Annotated in this window: 21 protein-coding genes and 3 tRNA genes; 19 read left to right on the forward strand and 5 right to left on the reverse strand. The window is 65.2% G+C overall.

Annotated elements, in window-relative coordinates:
- Nucleotides 1-4: 4 nt before the first annotated feature.
- The 9 genes from ACZIYR_RS03650 to ACZIYR_RS03690 all read left to right on the forward strand — a co-directional run bounded on the left by ACZIYR_RS03650 (nt 5) and on the right by ACZIYR_RS03690 (nt 7,732).
- On the forward strand, nt 5-547 hold the full coding sequence (locus ACZIYR_RS03650) for a DUF4040 domain-containing protein (protein WP_483528227.1): 543 nt from the start codon (nt 5-7) through the stop codon (nt 545-547).
- Nucleotides 544-963: a Na(+)/H(+) antiporter subunit B gene (locus ACZIYR_RS03655; protein WP_483528228.1), complete on the forward strand. Its 420-nt coding sequence runs from the start codon at nt 544-546 to the stop codon at nt 961-963. The genes ACZIYR_RS03650 and ACZIYR_RS03655 overlap by 4 nt, the downstream gene beginning before the upstream one ends.
- Complete coding sequence (locus ACZIYR_RS03660; protein ID WP_473032445.1) at nt 963-1,316, forward strand: cation:proton antiporter subunit C; 354 nt, start codon at nt 963-965, stop codon at nt 1,314-1,316. Before ACZIYR_RS03655 ends, ACZIYR_RS03660 begins: the two co-directional genes overlap by 1 nt.
- Nucleotides 1,316-2,803 (forward strand): monovalent cation/H+ antiporter subunit D family protein, encoded by a 1,488-nt coding sequence (locus ACZIYR_RS03665; RefSeq protein ID WP_483528229.1) that lies wholly within the window; start codon nt 1,316-1,318, stop codon nt 2,801-2,803. The genes ACZIYR_RS03660 and ACZIYR_RS03665 overlap by 1 nt, the downstream gene beginning before the upstream one ends.
- Nucleotides 2,800-4,284 (forward strand): proton-conducting transporter transmembrane domain-containing protein, encoded by a 1,485-nt coding sequence (locus tag ACZIYR_RS03670; RefSeq protein ID WP_483528230.1) that lies wholly within the window; start codon nt 2,800-2,802, stop codon nt 4,282-4,284. The genes ACZIYR_RS03665 and ACZIYR_RS03670 overlap by 4 nt, the downstream gene beginning before the upstream one ends.
- A 21-nt stretch (nt 4,285-4,305) precedes the next feature.
- On the forward strand, nt 4,306-4,617 hold the full coding sequence (locus tag ACZIYR_RS03675; RefSeq protein ID WP_483528231.1) for a hypothetical protein: 312 nt from the start codon (nt 4,306-4,308) through the stop codon (nt 4,615-4,617).
- A gap of 39 nt (nt 4,618-4,656) precedes the next feature.
- Nucleotides 4,657-6,372, forward strand: coding sequence for a Na(+)/H(+) antiporter subunit D (locus ACZIYR_RS03680; protein WP_483528232.1), 1,716 nt, complete (start codon nt 4,657-4,659; stop codon nt 6,370-6,372).
- Between the two features lie 128 nt (nt 6,373-6,500).
- A complete protein-coding gene (locus tag ACZIYR_RS03685; RefSeq protein ID WP_043510462.1) occupies nt 6,501-6,776 on the forward strand; it encodes an Lrp/AsnC family transcriptional regulator in 276 nt (91 codons plus the stop codon).
- A gap of 86 nt (nt 6,777-6,862) precedes the next feature.
- On the forward strand, nt 6,863-7,732 hold the full coding sequence (locus tag ACZIYR_RS03690) for a DNA/RNA non-specific endonuclease (RefSeq protein WP_483528233.1): 870 nt from the start codon (nt 6,863-6,865) through the stop codon (nt 7,730-7,732).
- Nucleotides 7,733-7,962: 230 nt separating this feature from the next.
- Here the strand turns inward: ACZIYR_RS03690 and ACZIYR_RS03695 are convergent.
- The 3 genes from ACZIYR_RS03695 to ACZIYR_RS03705 form a co-directional block, all read right to left on the reverse strand.
- Nucleotides 7,963-8,049: transfer RNA gene (locus ACZIYR_RS03695), tRNA-Leu, on the reverse strand.
- 34 nt (nt 8,050-8,083) lie between these two features.
- Nucleotides 8,084-8,170: transfer RNA gene (locus ACZIYR_RS03700), tRNA-Leu, on the reverse strand.
- Nucleotides 8,171-8,221: 51 nt separating this feature from the next.
- Nucleotides 8,222-8,308 (reverse strand) — tRNA-Leu (locus ACZIYR_RS03705).
- Nucleotides 8,309-8,551: 243 nt separating this feature from the next.
- Here ACZIYR_RS03705 and rnr point away from each other — a divergent pair.
- From rnr to ACZIYR_RS03750, 9 genes are all read left to right on the forward strand, one after another.
- The gene (gene rnr, locus ACZIYR_RS03710) at nt 8,552-10,936 is read left to right on the forward strand and encodes a ribonuclease R (protein ID WP_483528234.1); all 2,385 of its coding nucleotides are present in this window, start codon (nt 8,552-8,554) and stop codon (nt 10,934-10,936) included.
- Nucleotides 10,936-11,763 carry a 23S rRNA (guanosine(2251)-2'-O)-methyltransferase RlmB gene (gene rlmB, locus ACZIYR_RS03715; protein ID WP_483528235.1) on the forward strand — a complete coding sequence of 276 codons (828 nt, stop codon included), beginning with the start codon at nt 10,936-10,938 and terminating at the stop codon, nt 11,761-11,763. Before rnr ends, rlmB begins: the two co-directional genes overlap by 1 nt.
- Before the next feature lie 164 nt (nt 11,764-11,927).
- Nucleotides 11,928-12,308, forward strand: coding sequence for a 30S ribosomal protein S6 (gene rpsF / locus ACZIYR_RS03720; RefSeq protein ID WP_473032451.1), 381 nt, complete (start codon nt 11,928-11,930; stop codon nt 12,306-12,308).
- A 26-nt stretch (nt 12,309-12,334) separates the two neighbouring features.
- A complete protein-coding gene (gene rpsR, locus ACZIYR_RS03725; protein ID WP_102652548.1) occupies nt 12,335-12,562 on the forward strand; it encodes a 30S ribosomal protein S18 in 228 nt (75 codons plus the stop codon).
- 13 nt (nt 12,563-12,575) lie between these two features.
- The gene (locus tag ACZIYR_RS03730; RefSeq protein WP_483528236.1) at nt 12,576-13,430 is read left to right on the forward strand and encodes a hypothetical protein; all 855 of its coding nucleotides are present in this window, start codon (nt 12,576-12,578) and stop codon (nt 13,428-13,430) included.
- Nucleotides 13,431-13,445: 15 nt separating this feature from the next.
- Complete coding sequence (gene rplI / locus ACZIYR_RS03735; protein WP_473032454.1) at nt 13,446-13,892, forward strand: 50S ribosomal protein L9; 447 nt, start codon at nt 13,446-13,448, stop codon at nt 13,890-13,892.
- Between the two features lie 301 nt (nt 13,893-14,193).
- Complete coding sequence (dnaB, locus tag ACZIYR_RS03740; protein ID WP_483528237.1) at nt 14,194-15,582, forward strand: replicative DNA helicase; 1,389 nt, start codon at nt 14,194-14,196, stop codon at nt 15,580-15,582.
- 77 nt (nt 15,583-15,659) lie between these two features.
- Entirely contained in the window at nt 15,660-15,953 is a 294-nt protein-coding gene (locus ACZIYR_RS03745; protein WP_473032455.1) for a hypothetical protein, read from the forward strand.
- Nucleotides 15,954-16,101: 148 nt separating this feature from the next.
- The gene (locus ACZIYR_RS03750) at nt 16,102-16,404 is read left to right on the forward strand and encodes a DUF6482 family protein (RefSeq protein ID WP_473032456.1); all 303 of its coding nucleotides are present in this window, start codon (nt 16,102-16,104) and stop codon (nt 16,402-16,404) included.
- A 212-nt stretch (nt 16,405-16,616) separates the two neighbouring features.
- Here ACZIYR_RS03750 and ACZIYR_RS03755 read toward each other — a convergent pair whose 3' ends face one another.
- Nucleotides 16,617-17,015, reverse strand: a complete 399-nt coding sequence (locus tag ACZIYR_RS03755) for a thiol-disulfide oxidoreductase DCC family protein (RefSeq protein WP_483528238.1) — start codon at nt 17,013-17,015, stop codon at nt 16,617-16,619.
- The gene (locus ACZIYR_RS03760; RefSeq protein ID WP_483528239.1) at nt 17,012-18,607 is read right to left on the reverse strand and encodes a cryptochrome/photolyase family protein; all 1,596 of its coding nucleotides are present in this window, start codon (nt 18,605-18,607) and stop codon (nt 17,012-17,014) included. Before ACZIYR_RS03760 ends, ACZIYR_RS03755 begins: the two co-directional genes overlap by 4 nt.
- 115 nt (nt 18,608-18,722) lie before the next feature.
- Between ACZIYR_RS03760 and hemH the strand changes: the two genes are divergently transcribed.
- Nucleotides 18,723-19,808 (forward strand): ferrochelatase, encoded by a 1,086-nt coding sequence (gene hemH, locus ACZIYR_RS03765; protein WP_483528240.1) that lies wholly within the window; start codon nt 18,723-18,725, stop codon nt 19,806-19,808.
- Nucleotides 19,809-19,842: the final 34 nt, after the last annotated feature.

Consider the following 19,842-nt stretch of genomic DNA (forward strand, 5'->3'; position numbering starts at 1 on the left):
CTTCATGGCACTGGTAGCGATTGCCGTGGTGAGGATTCGCAACCTCTTCGCGGTGATCATGCTCACGGGCATCTACAGCCTGCTGGCGGCTTCGTTGTTCGTGATGCTTGACGCCGTGGATGTGGCGCTGACAGAAGCCGCCGTGGGGGCTGGGATCATGATCATCCTCATGCTGGCCGCTCTGGCACTCACCACCAGCGAAGAGAAGGTACGCATCACGCGGCAGAACGCCCTGGCGCTGGTGGTGGTCATCATCACCGGCGCGGCGCTCATTTACGGCACCCTGGACATGCCACAGGTCGGTGATCCCCAGGCGCCCGCTCATACCCATCTGGCGCCCTATTTCACCCAGCAGTCGGTGGAGGAGATCGGCATCCCCAATATGGTGGCCTCGGTGCTGGCCAGCTATCGAGCGCTGGATACCCTGGGGGAGGCCGTGGTCGTGCTCACCGCCGCGGTGGCGGTGCTGCTGGTGATCGGCAGCGGTCGGGCCCGACAGCGCAAGCGCCGTCGGAAGAGGGCGGGCAGCAGGGAGGGCGGCGCGTGAGACATCACATCGTGCTGCGGATCGTCACCAAGATCATGATTCCGCTGATCGTGATCTATGCGCTCTACATCCAGTTTCATGGCGAATACAGCCCTGGAGGCGGCTTCCAGGCAGGCATCATCTTTTCCGCTGGTTTCATCATCTTCAGCCTGATCTTCGGGCTGGACATGGCTCAGGAGGCCATTCCCCCGGAGGTGGCCCGGTTTCTGGCGGCGCTTGGCGTGCTGCTCTATATCGGCATTGGCCTCGCCGGCATTCTACTGGGCGGCCAGTTTCTCGAGTACAAGGTGCTGCTGACGAACGACCAGGCAGGCGAAACCCTAGGGATCATCGGCATCGAACTGGGCGTAGGCATCACCGTGGCCGCCGTTGCCCTTACCTTGTTCTATGCCTTTGCCGGCAGGGAGCGGGAGTAATGGAGTGGATCGGGTTCTATAACTACTGGGTGGTGGTGGTGCTCATGATGGTGGGATTCTACATCGTCATCGCCCAGGGCAATCTGATCAAGAAGATCGTCGGCCTGAACATCTTTCAGACCTCCGTGTTCATCTTCTTCATCAGCCTGGCCAAGCTGGATGGCGGCACCGCACCGGTTTACCTGGAAGGGGTCAGCGACTACTCCAACCCGCTTCCCCATGTGCTCATCCTGACCGCCATCGTGGTGGGCGTGGCCCTGACCGCCGTGGGTCTTGCCCTGGTGGTGCGTATCCATGAGCTCTACGGCACCATCGAGGAGGACGAAATCCACGCTCAGGACGAGGCCCAGTGATGGGGCTTATTGAGCATCATTTGCCGGCGCTTCAGGTCATCGTGCCCATGCTGGCGGCCCCGCTGGTGATGCTCATGGCCCGCTCGCCGCGGGCGGCTTGGGCGACCGCGACCTTGGCCAGCTGGCTCACTCTAACGATTTCCCTACTGCTGCTGCTCCGTGTTCAGGCCGAAGGCGTCGTCGCCTACCATATGGGCGGCTGGCTGCCGCCGGTGGGAATCGAGTACCGGGTGGACTCGGTCAATATTCTGGTGCTGCTGGTGATCAGCTTCATCAGCGCGGTGGTCATGCCCTTCGCGCGGCTCAGCGTGGCCAGTGAGGTCCGCGAAGACAAGCACGGCTTCTTCTATGCCGCCTTCCTGCTGGCTAACTGCGGGCTGCTGGGCATCGCCATCACCGGTGATGCCTTCAATATCTTCGTCTTCTTCGAGATTGCCGCGCTGGCGTCTTACTCCCTCATTGCCACGGGGCGCGAGCGCCAGGCCGTGATGGCGTCCTATCAGTACCTGATGATGGGAACGATCGGGACCACTTTCCTGCTCATCGGCATCGGCTTTCTTTATATCATGACCGGCACCCTGAACCTGGTGGACCTGGCCGAGAGGCTGCCGGAGGTCAACGACACCAGGACGGTGCGTGCCGCTCAGGCCTTCATCGTGGTGGGCATCTCGCTGAAGCTGGCCCTCTTTCCGCTTCACCTTTGGCTGCCCAACGCCTACGCCTACGCCCCCTCCATGGTCACCGTGTTCCTCTCCGCCACGGCAACCAAGGTGGCCATCTATGTGCTGATGCGCTTCATCTTCGGCGTGTTCGGCTATGAGCTGAGCTTCGATGAGCTTGAAATGAACCTGCTGCTGATGCCGCTGGCGATGCTCGGCATCCTGATACCCTCGATCGTGGCCATCTTCCATACCAACGTGAAGCGCATGTTTGCCTACTCCAGCGTGGCGCAGGTGGGCTATATCATTCTGGGCATCAGCTTCGCCAGCACCCTGGGGCTGATGGCCTCGGTGCTGCACCTCTTCAATCATGCGATCACCAAGGCGGCACTCTTCATGGCGCTGGGCTGCATCGCCTACCGGCTCGGCGGTGTGTCCCTCGCTCACATGACGGGGGCGGGGCAGCGGATGCCCTGGACCATGACGGCCTTCATCATTGCCGGGCTGTCGCTGATCGGCGTCCCGCTGACGGCCGGCTTCGTCACCAAGTGGCATCTGATTCTTGCCGCCCTGGACGGCGGGCTCTGGCCCATCGCCGTCTTCCTGTTGGGCACCTCGGTGCTGGCCCTGCTCTACGTCTGGCGGGTGGTGGAGGTGGCGTTCTTCCACGCACCGCTGAGGCGAATGGCGGTGAGAGAAGCACCGCTGTCGCTGCTCCTTCCTACCTGGTTTCTCACCCTGGCCTGCCTCTATTTCGGTATCGAGACCTCCCTGCCGGTGGGCCTGGCCGAGCATGCCGCCGAGGCATTGATGGGAGGCTACCGGTGAGTGTGTTCTCGTTCATCGACGCCTCCGTGGCGATTCCGCTTACTCTGGCCATTCCGGCCCTCGGGGCGGGGGTGATTGCACTGAGCGGCCGCCACCCCAATCTTCGTGATGGCCTGATGGTGGCCATCGCCGCGCTGCTGTTCACCGCGGTGCTGCAGCTCTTGCCGGCCGTGCTGGCGGGCGAGCGGCCCGCCGTGACGCTGATCGAACTGCTGCCGGGGCTGAGCATGGCCTTCGAGGTCGAGCCGCTTGGCATGGTCTTCGCGCTGGTGGCCTCCAGCCTCTGGATCATCACCTCGCTCTACGCCATCGGCTACATGCGCGGCGCCAACGAGAGCAAGCAGACGCGCTTTCATGCCTGTTTCGCGGTTGCCCTGTTCTCGGTGATGGGCATTGCCTTTGCCGAGAACATGTTCACGCTTTTCATTTTCTACGAGGTGCTGACGCTCTCTACCTATCCGCTGGTGGCCCACAAGGGCAACCGAGAAGCCCAGCAAGGGGCGCGCACTTACCTGGGACTGCTGCTGGGGACGTCCATTGGTTTCCAGCTGGTGGCCATCGTCGCGACCTGGTGGCTGACCGGTTCCCTGAGTTTCACCGACGGTGGGATCATGGAGGGGCGCGTGGGCCACGGCCTGGGGGCGCTATTGCTGCTGCTCTACATCTATGGCATCGGCAAGGCCGCGCTGATGCCCTTTCATCGCTGGCTGCCCGCTGCCATGGTGGCGCCTACCCCCGTATCCGCGCTGCTGCACGCCGTGGCGGTGGTCAAGGCCGGGGTCTTCACCGTGCTCAAGGTGAGCACCTACATCTTCGGGCAGGATTATCTCCGCGAGCTGTGGAGTGCGGACCTGCTGATGTCTATCGCCGCCTTTTCCCTGCTGGCGGCATCGCTGGTGGCCATCCAGAAGGACAATCTCAAGGCGCGGCTGGCCTACTCCACGGTCGGTCAGCTCTCCTACATCACCCTGGGGGCGATGCTGGCCCACGAGCTGGCGGCCATTGGCGGCGGCATGCATATCGTCATGCACGCCTTCGGCAAGATTACGCTGTTCTTCTGTGCCGGCGCCATTTACGTGGCCAGCAAGAAGACCCATGTCAGCGAGATGGACGGCCTCGGGCGACGCATGCCCTTCACCATGGGCGCCTTCCTGCTCGGGGCCCTGGCGGTCATCGGCGTCCCCCCCATGGGGGGGCTGTGGAGCAAGTGGCATCTGGTGCTGGGGGCGGCCGACAGCGGGCAGCTGCTCATGGTCCTGGTGATCATGCTGAGCACGCTGCTCAATATCGCCTATCTACTCACGCCGGTCGTGAGGGCGTTTCTCATGCCGCCAAAGCAGGCGACGGAGGGGCACGGCGGTATCCGGGAGGCGCCGCTGCTGTGCGTGGTGCCGCTGTGCCTCACGGCGCTGGGCGGCATGGCGCTGTTCCTGGCGGCGGACCCGCTGCGCGCCATGCTGGCCGGGCTGTTCGCCAACTGATTCGGATCCACGGGGGGGAACATGCTCGTCAAGCTGCTCGACCGACTGGTACGCCATGCCAACTGGCTGAAACGGGGAGTGCTGGCCGCCATGGCGGGGCTGGTGATCGCCGATTGGCTGATCCCTACCGGCTATGACCGCTTCGCCTGGGAGACGTGGGGCGGATTCGGCGCGCTGTTCGGGGCGCTGGCCTGCCTGATCCTCATTGGTCTGGCCAAGGCGCTGGGCCTGGGGCTGGTCTATCGCCGGGAGGCCTATTACGACCAGGAGCTGGCCCCCTACCGGGCGCTCGACGAGGACGACGAGGAGCGCGGTAGATCCGACCCGTCTTGAGCCGAGTGGAATGCAGCCCACCATTGAGGATCAGCCGTTATGCATGAGTGGTTCGCGATCAACTGGCCTATCATCGAGTGGCTCTCGCCTTCCCTGGTGCTGATCCTGGGGGGGCTGCTGGTCTCGGTGTTGCGCGGAGTGGCGAAGAAGCTGATGCTGCTGGCCGCGCCCACGCTGGCCCTTTTCGCCGTGCTCGGCAGCGCACCGGGAACTCACGGCAGCCTTGAATTCCTCGCCATGCCGCTGACCCTGGGGCGGGTAGACGCGCTGAGCCTGGTGTTTGCTCATGTGTTCGCCATCATGGCCCTGTTAGGCGCCATCTATGCCCTGCATGTGCGCGACACCATCCAGCACGTGGCCGGCTTGCTCTATGCCGGCTCGGCCATGGGCGTGGTGTTTGCCGGCGACCTGGTCACCCTCTACGTCTTCTGGGAGCTGATGATGCTCTCCTCGGTCTGGCTGATCTGGCGCAATCGCCGGGCCGCCTCGCTGGCGGCCGGTTTTCGCTATCTGCTGGTGCACGCGGTGAGCGGCGTGCTGCTGCTGGCCGGCATCGTGCTCTACTACAGCCAGGGCGGAAGCCTGAGCTTCGATGCCATCGAGCCGGGCGGTCCGGCGTTCTGGCTGATTCTGCTCGGCTTCATGATCAATGCCGCGGTGCCGCCCCTGCATGCCTGGCTCACCGATGCCTATCCGGAAACCACGGTGACCGGGGCGGTGTTCCTGTGTGCCTTTACCACCAAGACGGCGGTCTACACCCTGATTCGGGGATTTCCCGAGGCCGAGGTGCTGGTCTGGCTGGGGGCGCTCATGACCCTCTGGGGGGTCACCTATGCGGTGCTGGCCAACAACATCCGTCGGCTGCTCGCCTATCACATCGTCAGCCAGGTCGGTTTCATGGTGGCCGGTATCGGTCTTGGTACCGCCATGGCGCTGAACGGCGCCGCGGCCCATGCCTACACCCATATCCTCTACAAGGCGCTGCTGTTCATGAGCGCCGGGGCCATCATCCAGATGACCGGACGCGCGAAGCTGACCGAGCTGGGTGGGTTGTACCGCTACATGCCGGTGACCTTCGTCTTCTACATGATCGCCGCCTTCTCGATTTCCGCGCTGCCGCTGACCAGTGGCTTCGTCAGCAAGACGATGATCCTCGAGGCCTATGCCGACCGTCAGGCGGCACTTGTCTGGCTGGTCCTCTCGCTGGCATCGGCCGGTACCTTCCTGAGCGTGGGTCTCAAGCTGCCCTGGTTCGCCTTCCTGGGGCGCGACAGCGGGCTACGCCCCCGCGAGGCGCCGACCAACATGCTGGTCGCCATGGGGATCGCGGCGTTCTTCTGCCTCTTCATCGGCGTCTATCCGCAGTGGCTTTACCAGATGCTTCCGCATCAGCCGGTGGGCTACAACGCCTATACGCTGGCCCATGTGTTCTGGGATCTGCAGCTGCTCTCGTTCGTCGGCCTGGTCTTCTTCGTCCTGCTGAGGTTCATGGCGCCCAAGGACAGAATCACCCTCGACACGGACTGGTTCTATCGCGTGGCGGCGCCCCGCGCCGTTGGCCTGGTCCACCGCCACGGCACCATCGCCTGGCGCAGCCTGCTCGCGGCCCTGCGCTGGCCCTTGCGCCGCATCGTCGTTCAGGCCATGCGCTACCACGGACCGAGGGGGGTTCTGGCGCGCACCTGGCCGACCGGCAGCATGGTGCTCTGGGTGGCCGTGTTGCTGACCGCCTCGCTGCTGCTCTACTACATCTGATCGGTGACCGGGCGAAGCATCGGTCGGGGAGGCGCGGCAATTCAGCTTGGCTCGGTGCGCTGCTATACTCGCGCCAGGTCGCGGCGACTGCCTTGCCGCGGGAGTTATCCGACCCGGGAGAGTGTCCGATGCAGAATGCCGTGATCCTGATCAACACCGACAAGGGCCAGGTCAAGGCGGTGGCCGAACGGCTCGCCGACGTCGAGGGAATCAGCGAGGTCTACTCCACCTGTGGCCGCTACGACCTGGTGGCGATCGCCCGCACTCGGGACTTCGAGAGCCTCGCCGAGCTGGTCACCGAGCGGCTCAACGCCGTGGAGGGCATTCGCGACACCGAGACACTCAACGCCATGCAGGTGCACTCTCGCCACGACCTCGAGACGATGTTTTCGCTGGGCTGGTAGCCAACGGATACGTTCGCTCTCTCGCCCCCATGCCGCCGCGCTGAGACGTCCGGCGGCCTCACTGACCGGATGCGAAACGACCAAGGATGGCAAGACGCCGACGCTCCCCACGCCTGTCACGCTGGCGCCGCCAGGCCCGCCGCTTCGGCATCACCCTGCTGTTCGTACTGGTGGGCAGCGGGCTCTGGTATACCCAGGAGCAGGAGTACCGCGACTCGCTCAGCTGGATGGGCGTCCCCACCTGGGAGACGTTCACGCCGCTCACCGCACACCGCGTGCTGCGCAACGATGGGTTTCTGGTGGGCTGGTCCGACGTACGGGTCAACCCACTGTGGGTGAGCTACTTCCTGTATGAGCTGGATGAGACCGGCGTCGGTCCGCGGCCGAACTTCCGTCGCGACTGGCGTACCCTCTGGCCTATCGCCGCCGATAGCTACTTCGGCAGCGGCTACGACCGCGGCCACCTCGCCCCCAACTACGCCATCGCCTCGGTGCACGGGGCCGATGCCCAGCGCCAGACCTTTCTGATGAGCAATATCTCGCCCCAGCGCCCGGACCTCAACCGGCGGCTGTGGCAGCGCCTCGAGGAGGTCGTGATCGACCACTTCGTGCCGCGCTTCGGGGTGGTGCAGGTGATCACCGGGCCGGTGTTTCCGGAACGCTTCTTCGACAACGTGCTCAATCGCGTGGGGCTCGTCGAGATTCCCGAGGCCTTCTACAAGATCATCGTGGTGCCGGCCGAGTCCCCCAGGGTGCTGGCTTTCATCATGCCCCAGGCGGTGCGTGGCGATGAGCCGCTGGACGACTATCTGGTCAGCGTCGAGGAGGTCGAGGCGCGCACCGGGCTGAATTTCTTCCCGCAGCTGCCTGAGGCGGTGGCCGAGGCGCTGGAAGGGGAGGTGGTGGCCGAGGGGTGGGCGTTGGAAGAAGTGGCGCGACTGCCCGCCCGCTTCTGATCAAGCCGGCCATTCCCTGCTGCGCTCGAAATCCGGCTTCTCGGCGGTACTCGCAATCCTCATTGAGCCGCAAGTCAACTCCGGTTGCTGCGCTCCGGCGAGAAGCCGCCTTTCTTCGCTCGCGACGGTAATGGCTAGGCTTGATTGGTGGGCACAAAAAAACCGCGATCGCGTCGCGGTTTCCGATAGCTTGCTGTCTCGACATGACGCGGCTGGGACCGTGAGAACGGTGGTGCCCAGGAGAGGACTTGAACCTCCACATCCGTAAGGATACTAGCACCTGAAGCTAGCGCGTCTACCAATTCCGCCACCTGGGCGCATCATGTCGCTGTCGTGTTCACGCATCTGGGATGGTGCCCAGGAGAGGACTTGAACCTCCACGTCCGTAAGGACACTAGCACCTGAAGCTAGCGCGTCTACCAATTCCGCCACCTGGGCGAACACGAGCGATGCCTTTTTTCGTCCCGGGCCATGCGGGCCGGGGGGCGATGGTGCCCAGAAGAGGACTTGAACCTCCACGTCCGTAAGGACACTAGCACCTGAAGCTAGCGCGTCTACCAATTCCGCCATCTGGGCAGGCGAGGCGTATGTTACCCAATTTCGCGCTCAATGCAAGGCCGCGCGGCGTCGCGAGGCGAAAAAAAACGCCGCCGGGAAGCGCGTGTCAATGCCCAAGGTTGGGTCGTGCCTTCGCCGGCGCTATACTGCGGCCATGACAATAGACCCTAATAGCAAGTTCCCACCCCCGCGGCGTATCGCCTGCGCCCCATCGGCCCTACCGAGAACGCACACTCCGACGTTGCCAAGGATGCCTGACGCATGACCCATTGGACGCTCAGCGACGACCCGCACGCGAGCCGCGAGGCCCACAAGTACGACAACCCGGCGCCCAGTCGCGAGTATCTGCTCGCCCGGCTCGAGGAGTACGGCAAGCCGATCACCCATGAGGCGATGAGCCGCATGCTGGGGCTCGAGGATGAGGACCTGCAGGAGGCGGTGCGGCGCCGCCTGGCGGCCATGGAGCGCGACGGCCAGGTGCTGCGCAACCGCGCCGGCGCCTATGCGCTGATCGACAAGCTCGACCTGATCAAGGGCAAGGTGCTTGGCCACCGCGACGGGTTTGGCTTCGTGCTGCGCGACGATGGCAAGAAGCCCGACCTGGTGCTGCCGCCGCGCCAGATGCGCCGCGTTTTCCACGGCGATGCCGTGCTGGTGCGCATCAGCGGGCGCGACCGGCGAGGACGTGACGAGGCCACCATCGCCGAGGTGCTCTCCCGCAACACCCAGACCATGGTGGGCGTCTACCGCGAGAACACGCCCGAGTTCGGGGTGCTGATTCCCGAGAATCCGCGCATCACCCAGGAGGTGATCATTCCCCACAGCGCCTGCGGCGGGGCCCAGGATGGCCAGGTGATCTCGGCGAAAATCGTGCAGCAGCCCGAGACCCGGGTGCAGCCGGTGGGCGAGGTGATCGAAGTGCTCGGCGAGCGCATGGACCCGGGGATGGAGATCGATATCGCCATCCGCAGTTACGAGATTCCCGCCGAGTTTCCCCCCGAGGTGAACGACCAGATCGCCGGCATGTCCGCCGAGGTGGTCGAGGAGGACAAGGCGCACCGCATCGACCTGCGCGACGTGCCCCTGGTGACCATCGACGACGAGAGCGCCAAGGACTTCGATGACGCCGTCTGCGCCTGGAAGACCAAGTCGGGTAGCTGGAAGCTCATCGTGGCGATCGCCGATGTCGCCCACTACGTGCGTCCCGGCAGCGCGCTGGATCAGGAGGCGATCACTCGCGGCAACTCGGTCTACTTCCCGGGGCAGGTGGTGCCGATGCTGCCGGAGCTGCTCTCCAACGGCCTGTGCTCCTTGAATCCCGACGTCGACCGCCTCGCCATGGTCTGCGAGCTGAATATCTCGAAGAGCGGTGCCATCAGCCGCTATCGCTTCTACGAGGGGGTGTTCCGCTCCCATGCGCGGCTGACCTACAACAAGGTGGCGGCGATCCTCGACGAGGAGGCCCCCGAGGGCGATGCCCTGCGCCAGGAGTACCGCGAGCTGGTCAAGCCGCTCGAGAACCTGAATGCGCTCTACCGGGTGCTGCGCGAGGCGCGCGAGGCGCGCGGGGCCATCGACTTCGAGACCACCGAGACGGCCATCGTCTTCAACGAGGAGCGCAAGATCGAGAAGATCGTGCCGCGCTCCCGCAACGATGCCCACAAGATCATCGAGGAGTGCATGCTGGCGGCCAACGTTGCCACCGCCCGCTTCCTCGACAAGCACGACCTGCCGGCCCTCTATCGTATCCACGAGAAGCCGTCGCCGGAGCGCCTGGACAAGCTGCGTCTGTTCCTCAATGAGCTGGGGCTGTCGCTGGGGGGCGGCGACGATCCCAGTCCCGAGGACTATCGCGACCTGGCCGAGGTGATCAAGGATCGTCCCGATGCCGACGTGATCCAGACCGTGATGCTGCGCTCCATGAGCCGGGCGGTCTACTCGCCTCACAACGAGGGCCACTTCGGCCTGGCCTACCCGGCCTATGCCCACTTTACGTCTCCGATTCGCCGCTATCCCGACCTGCTGGTGCATCGCGCGATCCGCTCGGTGATCCGCGGTCCGCGTCAGACCAACACCGTGCTGCGCGCCGAGGGGGCCAAGGTGGACCCGCCCAGCAAGTGGTGCCCCTACACCTTCGAGCAGATGCTCGAGCTCGGCGAGCACTGCTCGATGACCGAGCGCCGCGCCGACGATGCCACCCGCGATGTCGAGGACTGGCTGAAGTGCGAGTTCATGTCTGACAAGCTCGGCGAGGTGTATGACGGCACCATCGCCTCGGTGACCCAGTTCGGCATCTTCGTGCGCCTCGATGAGGTCTTTGTGGAAGGCCTGGTGCATGTCACCTCGCTGCCGTCCGACTACTACCACTATGAGCCGGAGAAGCATCGCCTCAAGGGCGAACGCACCGGTATGAGCTATCGGCTGGGCGACGGCGTCACGGTGCAGGTGGCCCGGGTCGATCTGGACGATCGCAAGATCGACTTCGCCCTGGCCGACGACAAGCCGCGGCCCAAGCGTGCGCCCCGCAAGCGGCGTGCCGGCAGCGCGGAGGCGCCCGCGGCGTCCCCGTCAGGCGACAAGAGCGAAGACAAGCGCGCTCGCGGCGGCAAGCGCCGCCGCGGGCCGCGCAAGCCGAGGCGCAGCTGATGGCGTCGGGGCAGGGCAGGCGTCGCGGTGAGTCCGGCAAGCGCGGGGGGGGCCGGCCACCCGCCGGAGTGCCTGGCGGGCTCGAGGCCGTGTTCGGGGTGCACGCGGTTCGCGCCCTGATCGAGCGTGGCGAGGCCCCGCGTGAGCTCTGGATACAGGAGGGCGACGCTGGCCGGCGCCTCGCCGAGCTGGTTGAGACCGCCCGGCGGCTGGGGGCTCGGGTGCAGTCGCGCTCACGGGATGACCTCGACCGCCTGGCCCAGGGGGCGGCTCATCAGGGGGTGGTGGCGCTGTGTCCACCGCTGGTCGCCGAGAGCGAGGCGGCACTCTGGTTCCGGCTGGAGGCCTGGCCGCTGTCGGCCCCGCCGCTGCTGCTGGTGCTGGATGGCGTTACCGACGTGCACAATGTCGGCGCCTGTTTGCGCAGTGCCGACGCCGCCGGCGTGCACGGGGTCATCGTGCCCAAGGACAAGGCCGCGCCGCTCAATGCCACGGTGCGCAAGGTGGCCTGTGGCGCCGCCGAGAGCGTGCCGGTCTATCAGGTCACCAATCTGGCCCGGTCGCTGGCCAAGCTCAAGGCGCTGGGCGTCTGGGTCATCGGCACTGCCGGCGAGGCCGAGCAGCTGGTCTTTGATGCCGACTTCACGGGGCCCGTGGCGCTGGTCATGGGCGCCGAGGGCAAGGGCATGCGCCGGCTGACGCGCGAGGCCTGCGACAGCCTGGTCAAGCTGCCCATGGCGGGCGCGGTGTCGAGCCTCAACGTCTCGGTGGCCACCGGAGTTGTGCTGTTCGAGGCGGTGCGCCAGCGCCGCACGCCCCCCGTCTGAGCGGCCGAAAAGCGGGTCTTTTCTTGCATCTGGCGCCACGCCTCACTAGAATGCATGCGCCCGTTCCTGCGTGAGCGGGCGTTTGCATTTTGACTATCACCTCCTTGCTTCCCCTGAGCGACTGCGGTTCTCACGAGGAAGCTGCCAACCCGAAAGGAGATCCCATGCGTCATTACGAGATCGTGTTCATGGTCCACCCGGACCAGAGCGAACAAGTGCCGTCCATGGTCGAGCGTTACTCCAGCATCGTCACCGACAGCGGTGGCACCGTGCATCGCCTGGAGGACTGGGGCCGTCGTCACCTGGCCTACCCGATCAACAAGATCCACAAGGCCCACTATGTGCTGATGAACGTCGAGTGCAGCGGCGAGACCCTCGAGGAAATCGAGAACATCTTCCGCTTCAACGACGCCATCATTCGTAGCCTGGTCGTGCGTTGCAAGGAAGCCGTCACCGAAGCTTCGCCGATGATGAAGCCGGCAGAAGAGAAGCGCCCGCGTCGCGAAGAAAAGCCGCGTAGCGCCGAAACCGCCGAAGCCAACTGATTCCGCACGTCCAGAGGAGACTCTCAATGGCACGCTTTTTCCGTCGCCGCAAGTTCTGCCGTTTCACCGCAGAGGGCGTGAAGCAGATCGACTACAAGGATCTGGACACGCTCAAGGCCTACATCACCGAGACCGGCAAGATCGTTCCCAGCCGTATCACCGGGACCAAGGCCCGTTATCAGCGCCAGCTGGCTACCGCCATCAAGCGCTCACGCTACCTGGCGCTGCTGCCCTACACCGACAGCCACCAGTAAGTCGAACGCCCTGATGTTGCCGATTGCCCGCTGGCTGATGCGCGGAACCCCCTATGCCGCAGGCGGGGCCGCGGTGGCCGCGCTGGTCCCCTGGCTGTTCTGGTTCAGTGCCGCCGTGGCCGCCCTGATGACCCTGCGTCGCGGGTTGATGCCGGCGCTGCCGGTCATCGTCGCGGCGGCTGTGCCGGCCGGCCTGTGGTGGACCCGGGGCGATGCCATTCCGCTGGCCACCGTCCTGCTGGTCACGCTGATGGCGGTGGTGCTGCGCGAGCGCATGCGCTGGAGCGAAGCGCTGATCGTCGGCGCCCTGGCCGGGGCGGTGCTGATCCAGCTGGGGGTCTTCGTGCCGCCCGGCGGGACCGAAGCGCTGCTGGAGCAGCTACGCCAGGGATCGGACGAGATCGACCGCATGCTCACCGAGCTGGCCCGCCAGGGGTATGATACCCAGGAGCTGGCCACGCTGCTGATCGGCGGCGTCACTGGCCTGGTGGTGCTGGTCGCCTCCGTGGCCTGCCTGGCGCTGGGGCGCAGCTGGCAGGCGGGGCTCTACAATCCCGGCGGTTTCCGACAGGAGTTCCATGCGCTGCGCCTGTCGGTGCGCGAGTTCGCGCTGCTGGTCGCGCTGATTGTGGTGGGCATGGTGGTGGGGATTCCCGCCCTGAGCATGCTCGCCTGGATCCCCCTGCTGGTGGCGGGCATCGCGCTGGTACATGGCTTCATCGGGGCCAAGGGCATGAACGGGCTGTGGCTGATCGCCTTCTATCTGCTGCTGATCACCACCTGGCCCACGATACTGATCGTGCTGCTGGCGGCCTGCATCGACGTGTTCGTGGATTTCCGCGGCCGTCTGGCCTCCCGCAGCGACTGACAAGAGGTTCACGAGATGGAAGTCATTCTGCTCGACAAGATTGGCAAGCTGGGCGGCCTGGGTGACAAGGTCGCCGTCAAGCCCGGCTATGGCCGCAACTACTTGGTGCCCTACGGTCTGGCCGTACCGGCAACCCGCGAAAACACCGAGGCCTTCGAGGCCCAGCGTGCCGAGCTCGAGGCCCAGGCCGCCGAGCGCAAGGCCGAAGCCGAGGCGCGTGCCGCCCAGCTGGCCGAGATCGAGCTGTCGCTGGTGGCCAAGTCCGGCGATGAGGGCAAGCTGTTCGGCTCCATCGGTCCCCGCGACCTGGCCGAGGCGCTGGGCCAGGCCGGCATCGATGTCGCCAAGAGCGAAGTGCGTATGCCGGAAGGTCCGATCCGCCAGACCGGCGAATACGACATCGACCTGCACCTGCACGCCGAAGTCGACGCCACCGTGCGCGTGGTGGTCGTGGCCGAATAATCGGCTGCGTCACGCCCGCCAGGGGCGCGGGGAGCTAGGCTCCCCGCGCCCCTTTTTTATTGCGTTGACAGTACGGCCAATGCGTTCTTGCATGGCGCTGGTTCCTGGCCACTTCCCGACCATACTGCAGATAACGGGAGCTTTGGCGTGTCGCGATGCCGGGCTGCTGTTTCGATCTTTCCCCGCGGCCCGTCAGGGTCGCGGGGATTTTCCTTCAGGGCCGCATGTGGCCATGGGGTGTCGCCGGGCGATGGGGTAGAATGAGCGCCGCTTACTCTGCTGCCGAGGCTCACTGACCGCCATGAACGACACCGTCGAGTTGGATCAGGAAACCGCCGCCCTGAAGGTGCCGCCCCACTCGCTGGAGGCGGAGCAGTCGGTGCTGGGCGGTCTGATGCTCGACAACCAGGCATGGGACAACGTGGCCGACCGCCTGGTGGCTGACGACTTCTACCGCCATGAGCATCGCCTGGTATTCAACGTCATGATCGGGCTCGCCGAGGCCGGCCAGCCGCTGGACGTGGTGACCCTCTCCGAGGCGCTGGAGGGGCGCGACCAGCTGGTGACCGTGGGCGGGCTGGCCTATCTTGCCGAGCTGGCGCGCAATACCCCCTCGGCCAGCAACATCCGCGCCTATGCCGATATCGTTCGCGAGCGTGCCACCCTGCGCAAGCTGATCCGCGCCGCCAGCCAGATCGCCGACGGCGCCTTCTCCCCCCAGGGCCGCCCCGCCGACGAGCTGCTCGATGAGGCCGAACGGCTGGTGTTCCAGATCAGCGAGGAACGCCCCAAAACGGGCGGTCCCGTGGGCATGAGCGAGTTGCTGGCCAAGGCCGTGGATCGCATCGACGAGCTGTTCAACATGCAGGGCGAGATGACCGGGCTCTCGACCGGCTTTCGCGACCTGGACGAGATGACCTCGGGGCTGCAGCCCTCCGACCTGGTGATCATTGCCGGGCGGCCCTCGATGGGCAAGACGACCTTCGCCATGAACGTGGTGGAGCATGCGGTGATCGCCAGCGAGAAGCCGGTCATGGTGTTCTCCATGGAGATGCCGGCGGAGTCGCTGATGCTGCGCATGCTTTCGTCCCTGGGCAGGATCGACCAGACTCGGGTGCGTACCGGCCAGCTGGAGGACGAGGACTGGCCGCGACTCACCTCGGCGGTCAACCTGCTCAAGGACAAGCAGCTGTTCATCGACGATACCGCGGCCCTGTCGCCCAACGAGATGCGCTCGCGCATTCGCCGGGTGGTGCGCGAGCACGGCAACCTGGCGCTGATCATGATCGACTACCTGCAGCTGATGCAGATTCCCGGCTTCTCGGAGAACCGCACCGGTGAGATCTCGGAGATCTCTCGCTCCCTCAAGGGGCTGGCCAAGGAGTTCGGCTGCCCGGTGGTGGCGCTCTCCCAGCTCAACCGCTCGCTGGAGCAGCGCCCCAACAAGCGTCCGGTGATGTCGGACCTACGTGAATCCGGCGCCATCGAACAGGATGCAGACATCATTACCTTCGTCTACCGTGACGAGGTCTACAATCCGGATAACCCCGACAACCAGGGGCTGGCCGAGCTGATCATCGGCAAGCAGCGTAACGGCCCCATCGGCACGGTACACATGGCCTTCATCGGCAAGTACACCCGGTTCGAGGATCTGGCGCCGGACAGCTACGGAGACTCCTTCGGCGACTGAGTGCCGGCGGCACTTGAGCCTGAAGACGGGCACCGTATAATGCCGACCCCCTGACAGATCACCCCGAAGGAGGCAGCATGGCAGGCGGATTTCGGCGCGGTAAGCGCCAGCGTACCCCGAAGCTAGAGGCTCGTGGCGAGCTGCAATCACTGGAGCGGGAGGGGCCCTTCAAGGAGTGGCTGGGCATGCCCGACCTCTATCGTTTCCACCTGGTGGTCGACGGCGAGGCCTACAGCTATCAGACTGAAGAGGCCGAGCTGGGCGTTGCGGTCGGCGATCGGGTGGTGTTTCGCTACAAGGAGACCAAGGCCGGCAAGTGGGTCGACCGCAACTCCCTGGCCAAGGCCATCGATCCCAGCAGCTACCAGTAACGCCATGTAACCGCGGGAACCCGGCGTTTGCCTGGTGGTCACAGCTTTGAAATAGCAGGTTAATGCAGCTGTCACGGGGCACAGTCAGGCTGTGCCCACTTTTGTATTTGCTGCTAACCGCCAGACTGTCGACCACATGGAGGTAAACATGGAATTCGACGACCTCAAGGCCTTCGTGGCGCGCCACGACAATTTCGAGATTCGCGTCATCACCCATAGCGGCAGCCGTTGCTATCAAGTGGAGCTGGAAGACGTGGAAGGTGCCCGCCACATGCTGAGTCGGCGAGGCAAGCCCACGGTGTTCCGCTCGCTGGAGGATGTCTACCTGGAGCTCAAGCGGGCCGGGATCCACCGTGCCTACCTGGTCCAGCACGTTCCCCAGGACGAGGTGATCGGCCGCGAGGCCCACTACCAGGATCCGCTCACTTCGCGCATGCCGCTGGTCTTCTAGGAGCCTGTCGGACTTAACGCTGATCTGCTGCGAAACCCGGGCTTTCGGCCAATTTCATTCGATCTGATTCGTTAAATAGCGCGCTATTCGCCTCATCAGATCGATAAACTTGTCTCGAAATCCGTGTTCCTCGCGACGATCGGTCAAACCCGACAGGCTCCTAGCTCGCCGGCTTTTCGGACGAATCCTCGCCATCCAGGCAGCGCCTTTCCCTACCGCTTCCGCCGCCGCCCCTCCAGCCAGCGCCCCAGGCGCACCCGGCGGCGGGCAAACCCGCGATACCCTGCATCCATCACGGTGGCCACCCCCGGCAGGCAGCTCAGCCAGACCAGGCGGCGATAGCCGAGCACGGCGTAGAGGGCCCGGCTGGCGTCCATGCCGATGAACCAGCGCCCCTCGACATCGCGCAGGTGCAGTTTTCCCATCATCGCCTCGAAACGTATGCCCAGGGCCTGCGGATCGAAGCCCGGCGCCTGAATATCCACCAGCCGTATCCGGTTGCCTCGAGGGTGGTGGCTCAGCCACTGCACTTCCTTTTGGCACAGCGGGCAGCGGCCATCGTGATAGAGGGTGACGGGGGGCCTGGCGGCCAGTGACTCGCGGCGGCTCATGGGCGCTCCTCCCGGTAGCCGGCCAGGTGGTGGGTGCGCTGCGCCTCGCCCGCCTCGTCCCAGGCCGCGGCGCGAGGCAGCTTGGCCAGGAAGGCGTCGGCCTGCTGGCGAAGAGCGGCGCGCTTCGCCTCGCCCATGCGCGCGAGCGATCCGTAGATCAGCTTCATGCGCGGGTTGGCGGCGAGGGTCTCGGAGTGACGCTCCAGGAAGCCCCAGTAGAGGCTGTTCAACGGGCAGGCGTCCTCGCCGGTCAGCTTCTTTGGATCGTAGCGGCAGTGTCGACAGTGGTCGGACATGCGATGGATATACTTGCCAGAGGCGCAGTAGGGCTTTGAACCCATTAGGCCGCCATCGGCATGAAGCACCATCCCCAGGGTATTGGGCAGCTCCACCCACTCGCAGGCGTCGACATAGACGGCCAGGTACCAGTCGCACAGCGCCTCGGGGGCCACGTCGCAGAGCAGGGCGAAGTTGCCGGTGACCATCAGCCGCTGGATATGGTGAGCGTAGGCGTTGTCGCGGGTCATCTCGATGGCGCGCCTGAGGCAGCGCAGGTCGGTCTCGCCGTTCCAGTAGCAGGCCGGCAGGCTACCCTCCACGCCCAGCCGGTTCTCCCGCTTGTAGTCGGGCATGCGGGTCCAGTAGATCCCACGCACGAACTCCCGCCAGCCCAGTATTTGACGAATGAACCCCTCCACCGAGTTGAGCGGGGCGCTACCCGCGTAGTAGGCCCGTTCGGCCGCCTCGCATACCTCCCGGGGCGAGAGCAGCCCCAGGTTGAGCGCCGCCGAGAGCCGCGAGTGGAACAGGAACGGCGCGTCGTCACGGATGGCGTCCTGGTAGCGCCCGAACTCGGGCAGGGCATGGGCGAGGAAGTGGCGCAGGTCGACCAGTGCCTGGCGCCGTGTCACCGGCCAGTTGAAGGCCTTCAGCTCGCCGAAATGGTCACCGAAGTGCTCCGCCACCAGGGTCAGTACCGCCTCCGTCGTGGCATCCCGGCCATGGTGCGGGGGCTCGGGGAGCGGCGCCGATGCCGACAGTGGCTGGCGGTTGGCCTCATCGAAGTTCCATTTGCCGCCGGCGGGCGCCTCGTCCTCCATCAGCAGCCCAGTACGGCGGCGCTGCTCTCGGTAGAAGTACTCCATGCGCAGGGCGCGTCGGCCATGGGCCCAGTCAGCGAAGTCGCTCGGCGTGGTATAGAAACGGTCGTCCTCGAGTAGCCGCCAGGGCAGGGGAGCTGCAGCACGCTCGCGCATGGCCTGCCATAGCCGCCACTCGCCGGGGCGAACCGCGATGATTTCGTCACAGCCGTAGAGGCTGGCAAGCCGCTCCGCTTCGGCGATGAGATCCTGGGTGTTGTCCGGATTCTCCAGGGCGCTGTAATGCACCCGCCAGCCGCGCTCACGCAGCGATGCGGCAAAGTGACGCATGGCCGACAGCATCATGGCAATTTTCTGGGGATGGTGGGGGACGTAGCGCCCCTCGCCGGCCACCTCGCAGAGCGCCACCACGGCACTGTCCGAGCGGTGATGCAGGCTGGCCAGGTCGAGGCTGAGCTGGTCGCCGAGCACCAGAATCAGGGGGTAGGACATGGCTTGTTCTCAGACTGTACAATTATCCCTTATGGTACAACTTTATCCGACTCCCAAGCGACACTCCTGATAGACTGTCCCCACTGCACACCATCGACCCGGAGGAACCTCACGCATGACCCCAGCGAACTCGGACAATCAGCCCGACCTGGACAGCCCCGGCAGCGGACGCCTTCAGCATGCTCCGGCGGACCATCCTCCCATTCCCCGGGCCAGGGTCGGGGTGGTGCTGGCGAACCTGGGCACGCCGGATGCCACCGACTACTGGTCCATGCGTCGCTACCTCAACGAGTTCCTCTCCGACCAGCGGGTGGTCGACTATGCGCGCTGGAAGTGGCAGCCGCTGCTACAGCTGATCATCCTCACTAAGCGTCCGTTCAGCTCCGGCGCCGCCTATCGCGGTATCTGGAACACTGAGAAAGACGAGAGTCCGCTGCTCACCATTACCCGTGACCAGACCCGTAAGATCGCCGAGGGCCTACATGAGCAGTTTGGCGAGCAGGTGGTGGTGGACTTCTGCATGCGCTACGGCAACCCCTCCACCGATAGCGTGCTCAGGCGCATGCAGGCGCAGGGCTGCGAGAAGATCCTGTTCTTCCCGCTCTACCCCCAGTACGCGTCGCCGACCACCGCCACCGCCAACGATCAGGCCTTCCGCACCCTGATGAAACTCAAGTGGCAGCCCGCCCTGCGCACCGTGCCGGCCTACTTTGACGAGCCACGCTATATCGAGGCCCTGGCCAACTCGGTGCGCGAGGCCTACCAGGCGGCCGCCTCGCGTCCCGAGGTACTGGTGGCCTCCTATCACGGGGTGCCCAAGCGCTATCTGCTGGAAGGCGACCCGTACCACTGTCAGTGCCAGAAAACCACGCGGCTGCTGCGCGAGGCGCTGGGCTGGGAGGGCGACACCATTCAGACTGCCTTCCAGTCCCAGTTCGGCCCCGAGGAGTGGGTGGGGCCCCAAACGGTGGATCATGTGGCCGAGCTGGCCCGCCAGGGCAAGAAGCATATCGCGGTGGTGTCGCCGGCCTTCTCCGCCGACTGCGTGGAGACCCTCGAGGAGATCGAAGAGGAAATTCGCGACAGCTTCATCGAGGCGGGGGGCGAGACCTTCACCTATATCCCCTGTCTCAACGACCGCGAGGATCACATCGAGGCGCTGCTGACGGTCATTCGTCGCGAGCTCTCGGGGTGGTGCTGACCGCCTGGCCGACCGCTCCTTATCACGCGAAAGG

This window comes from Billgrantia sp. NRB1 (assembly GCF_056921725.1).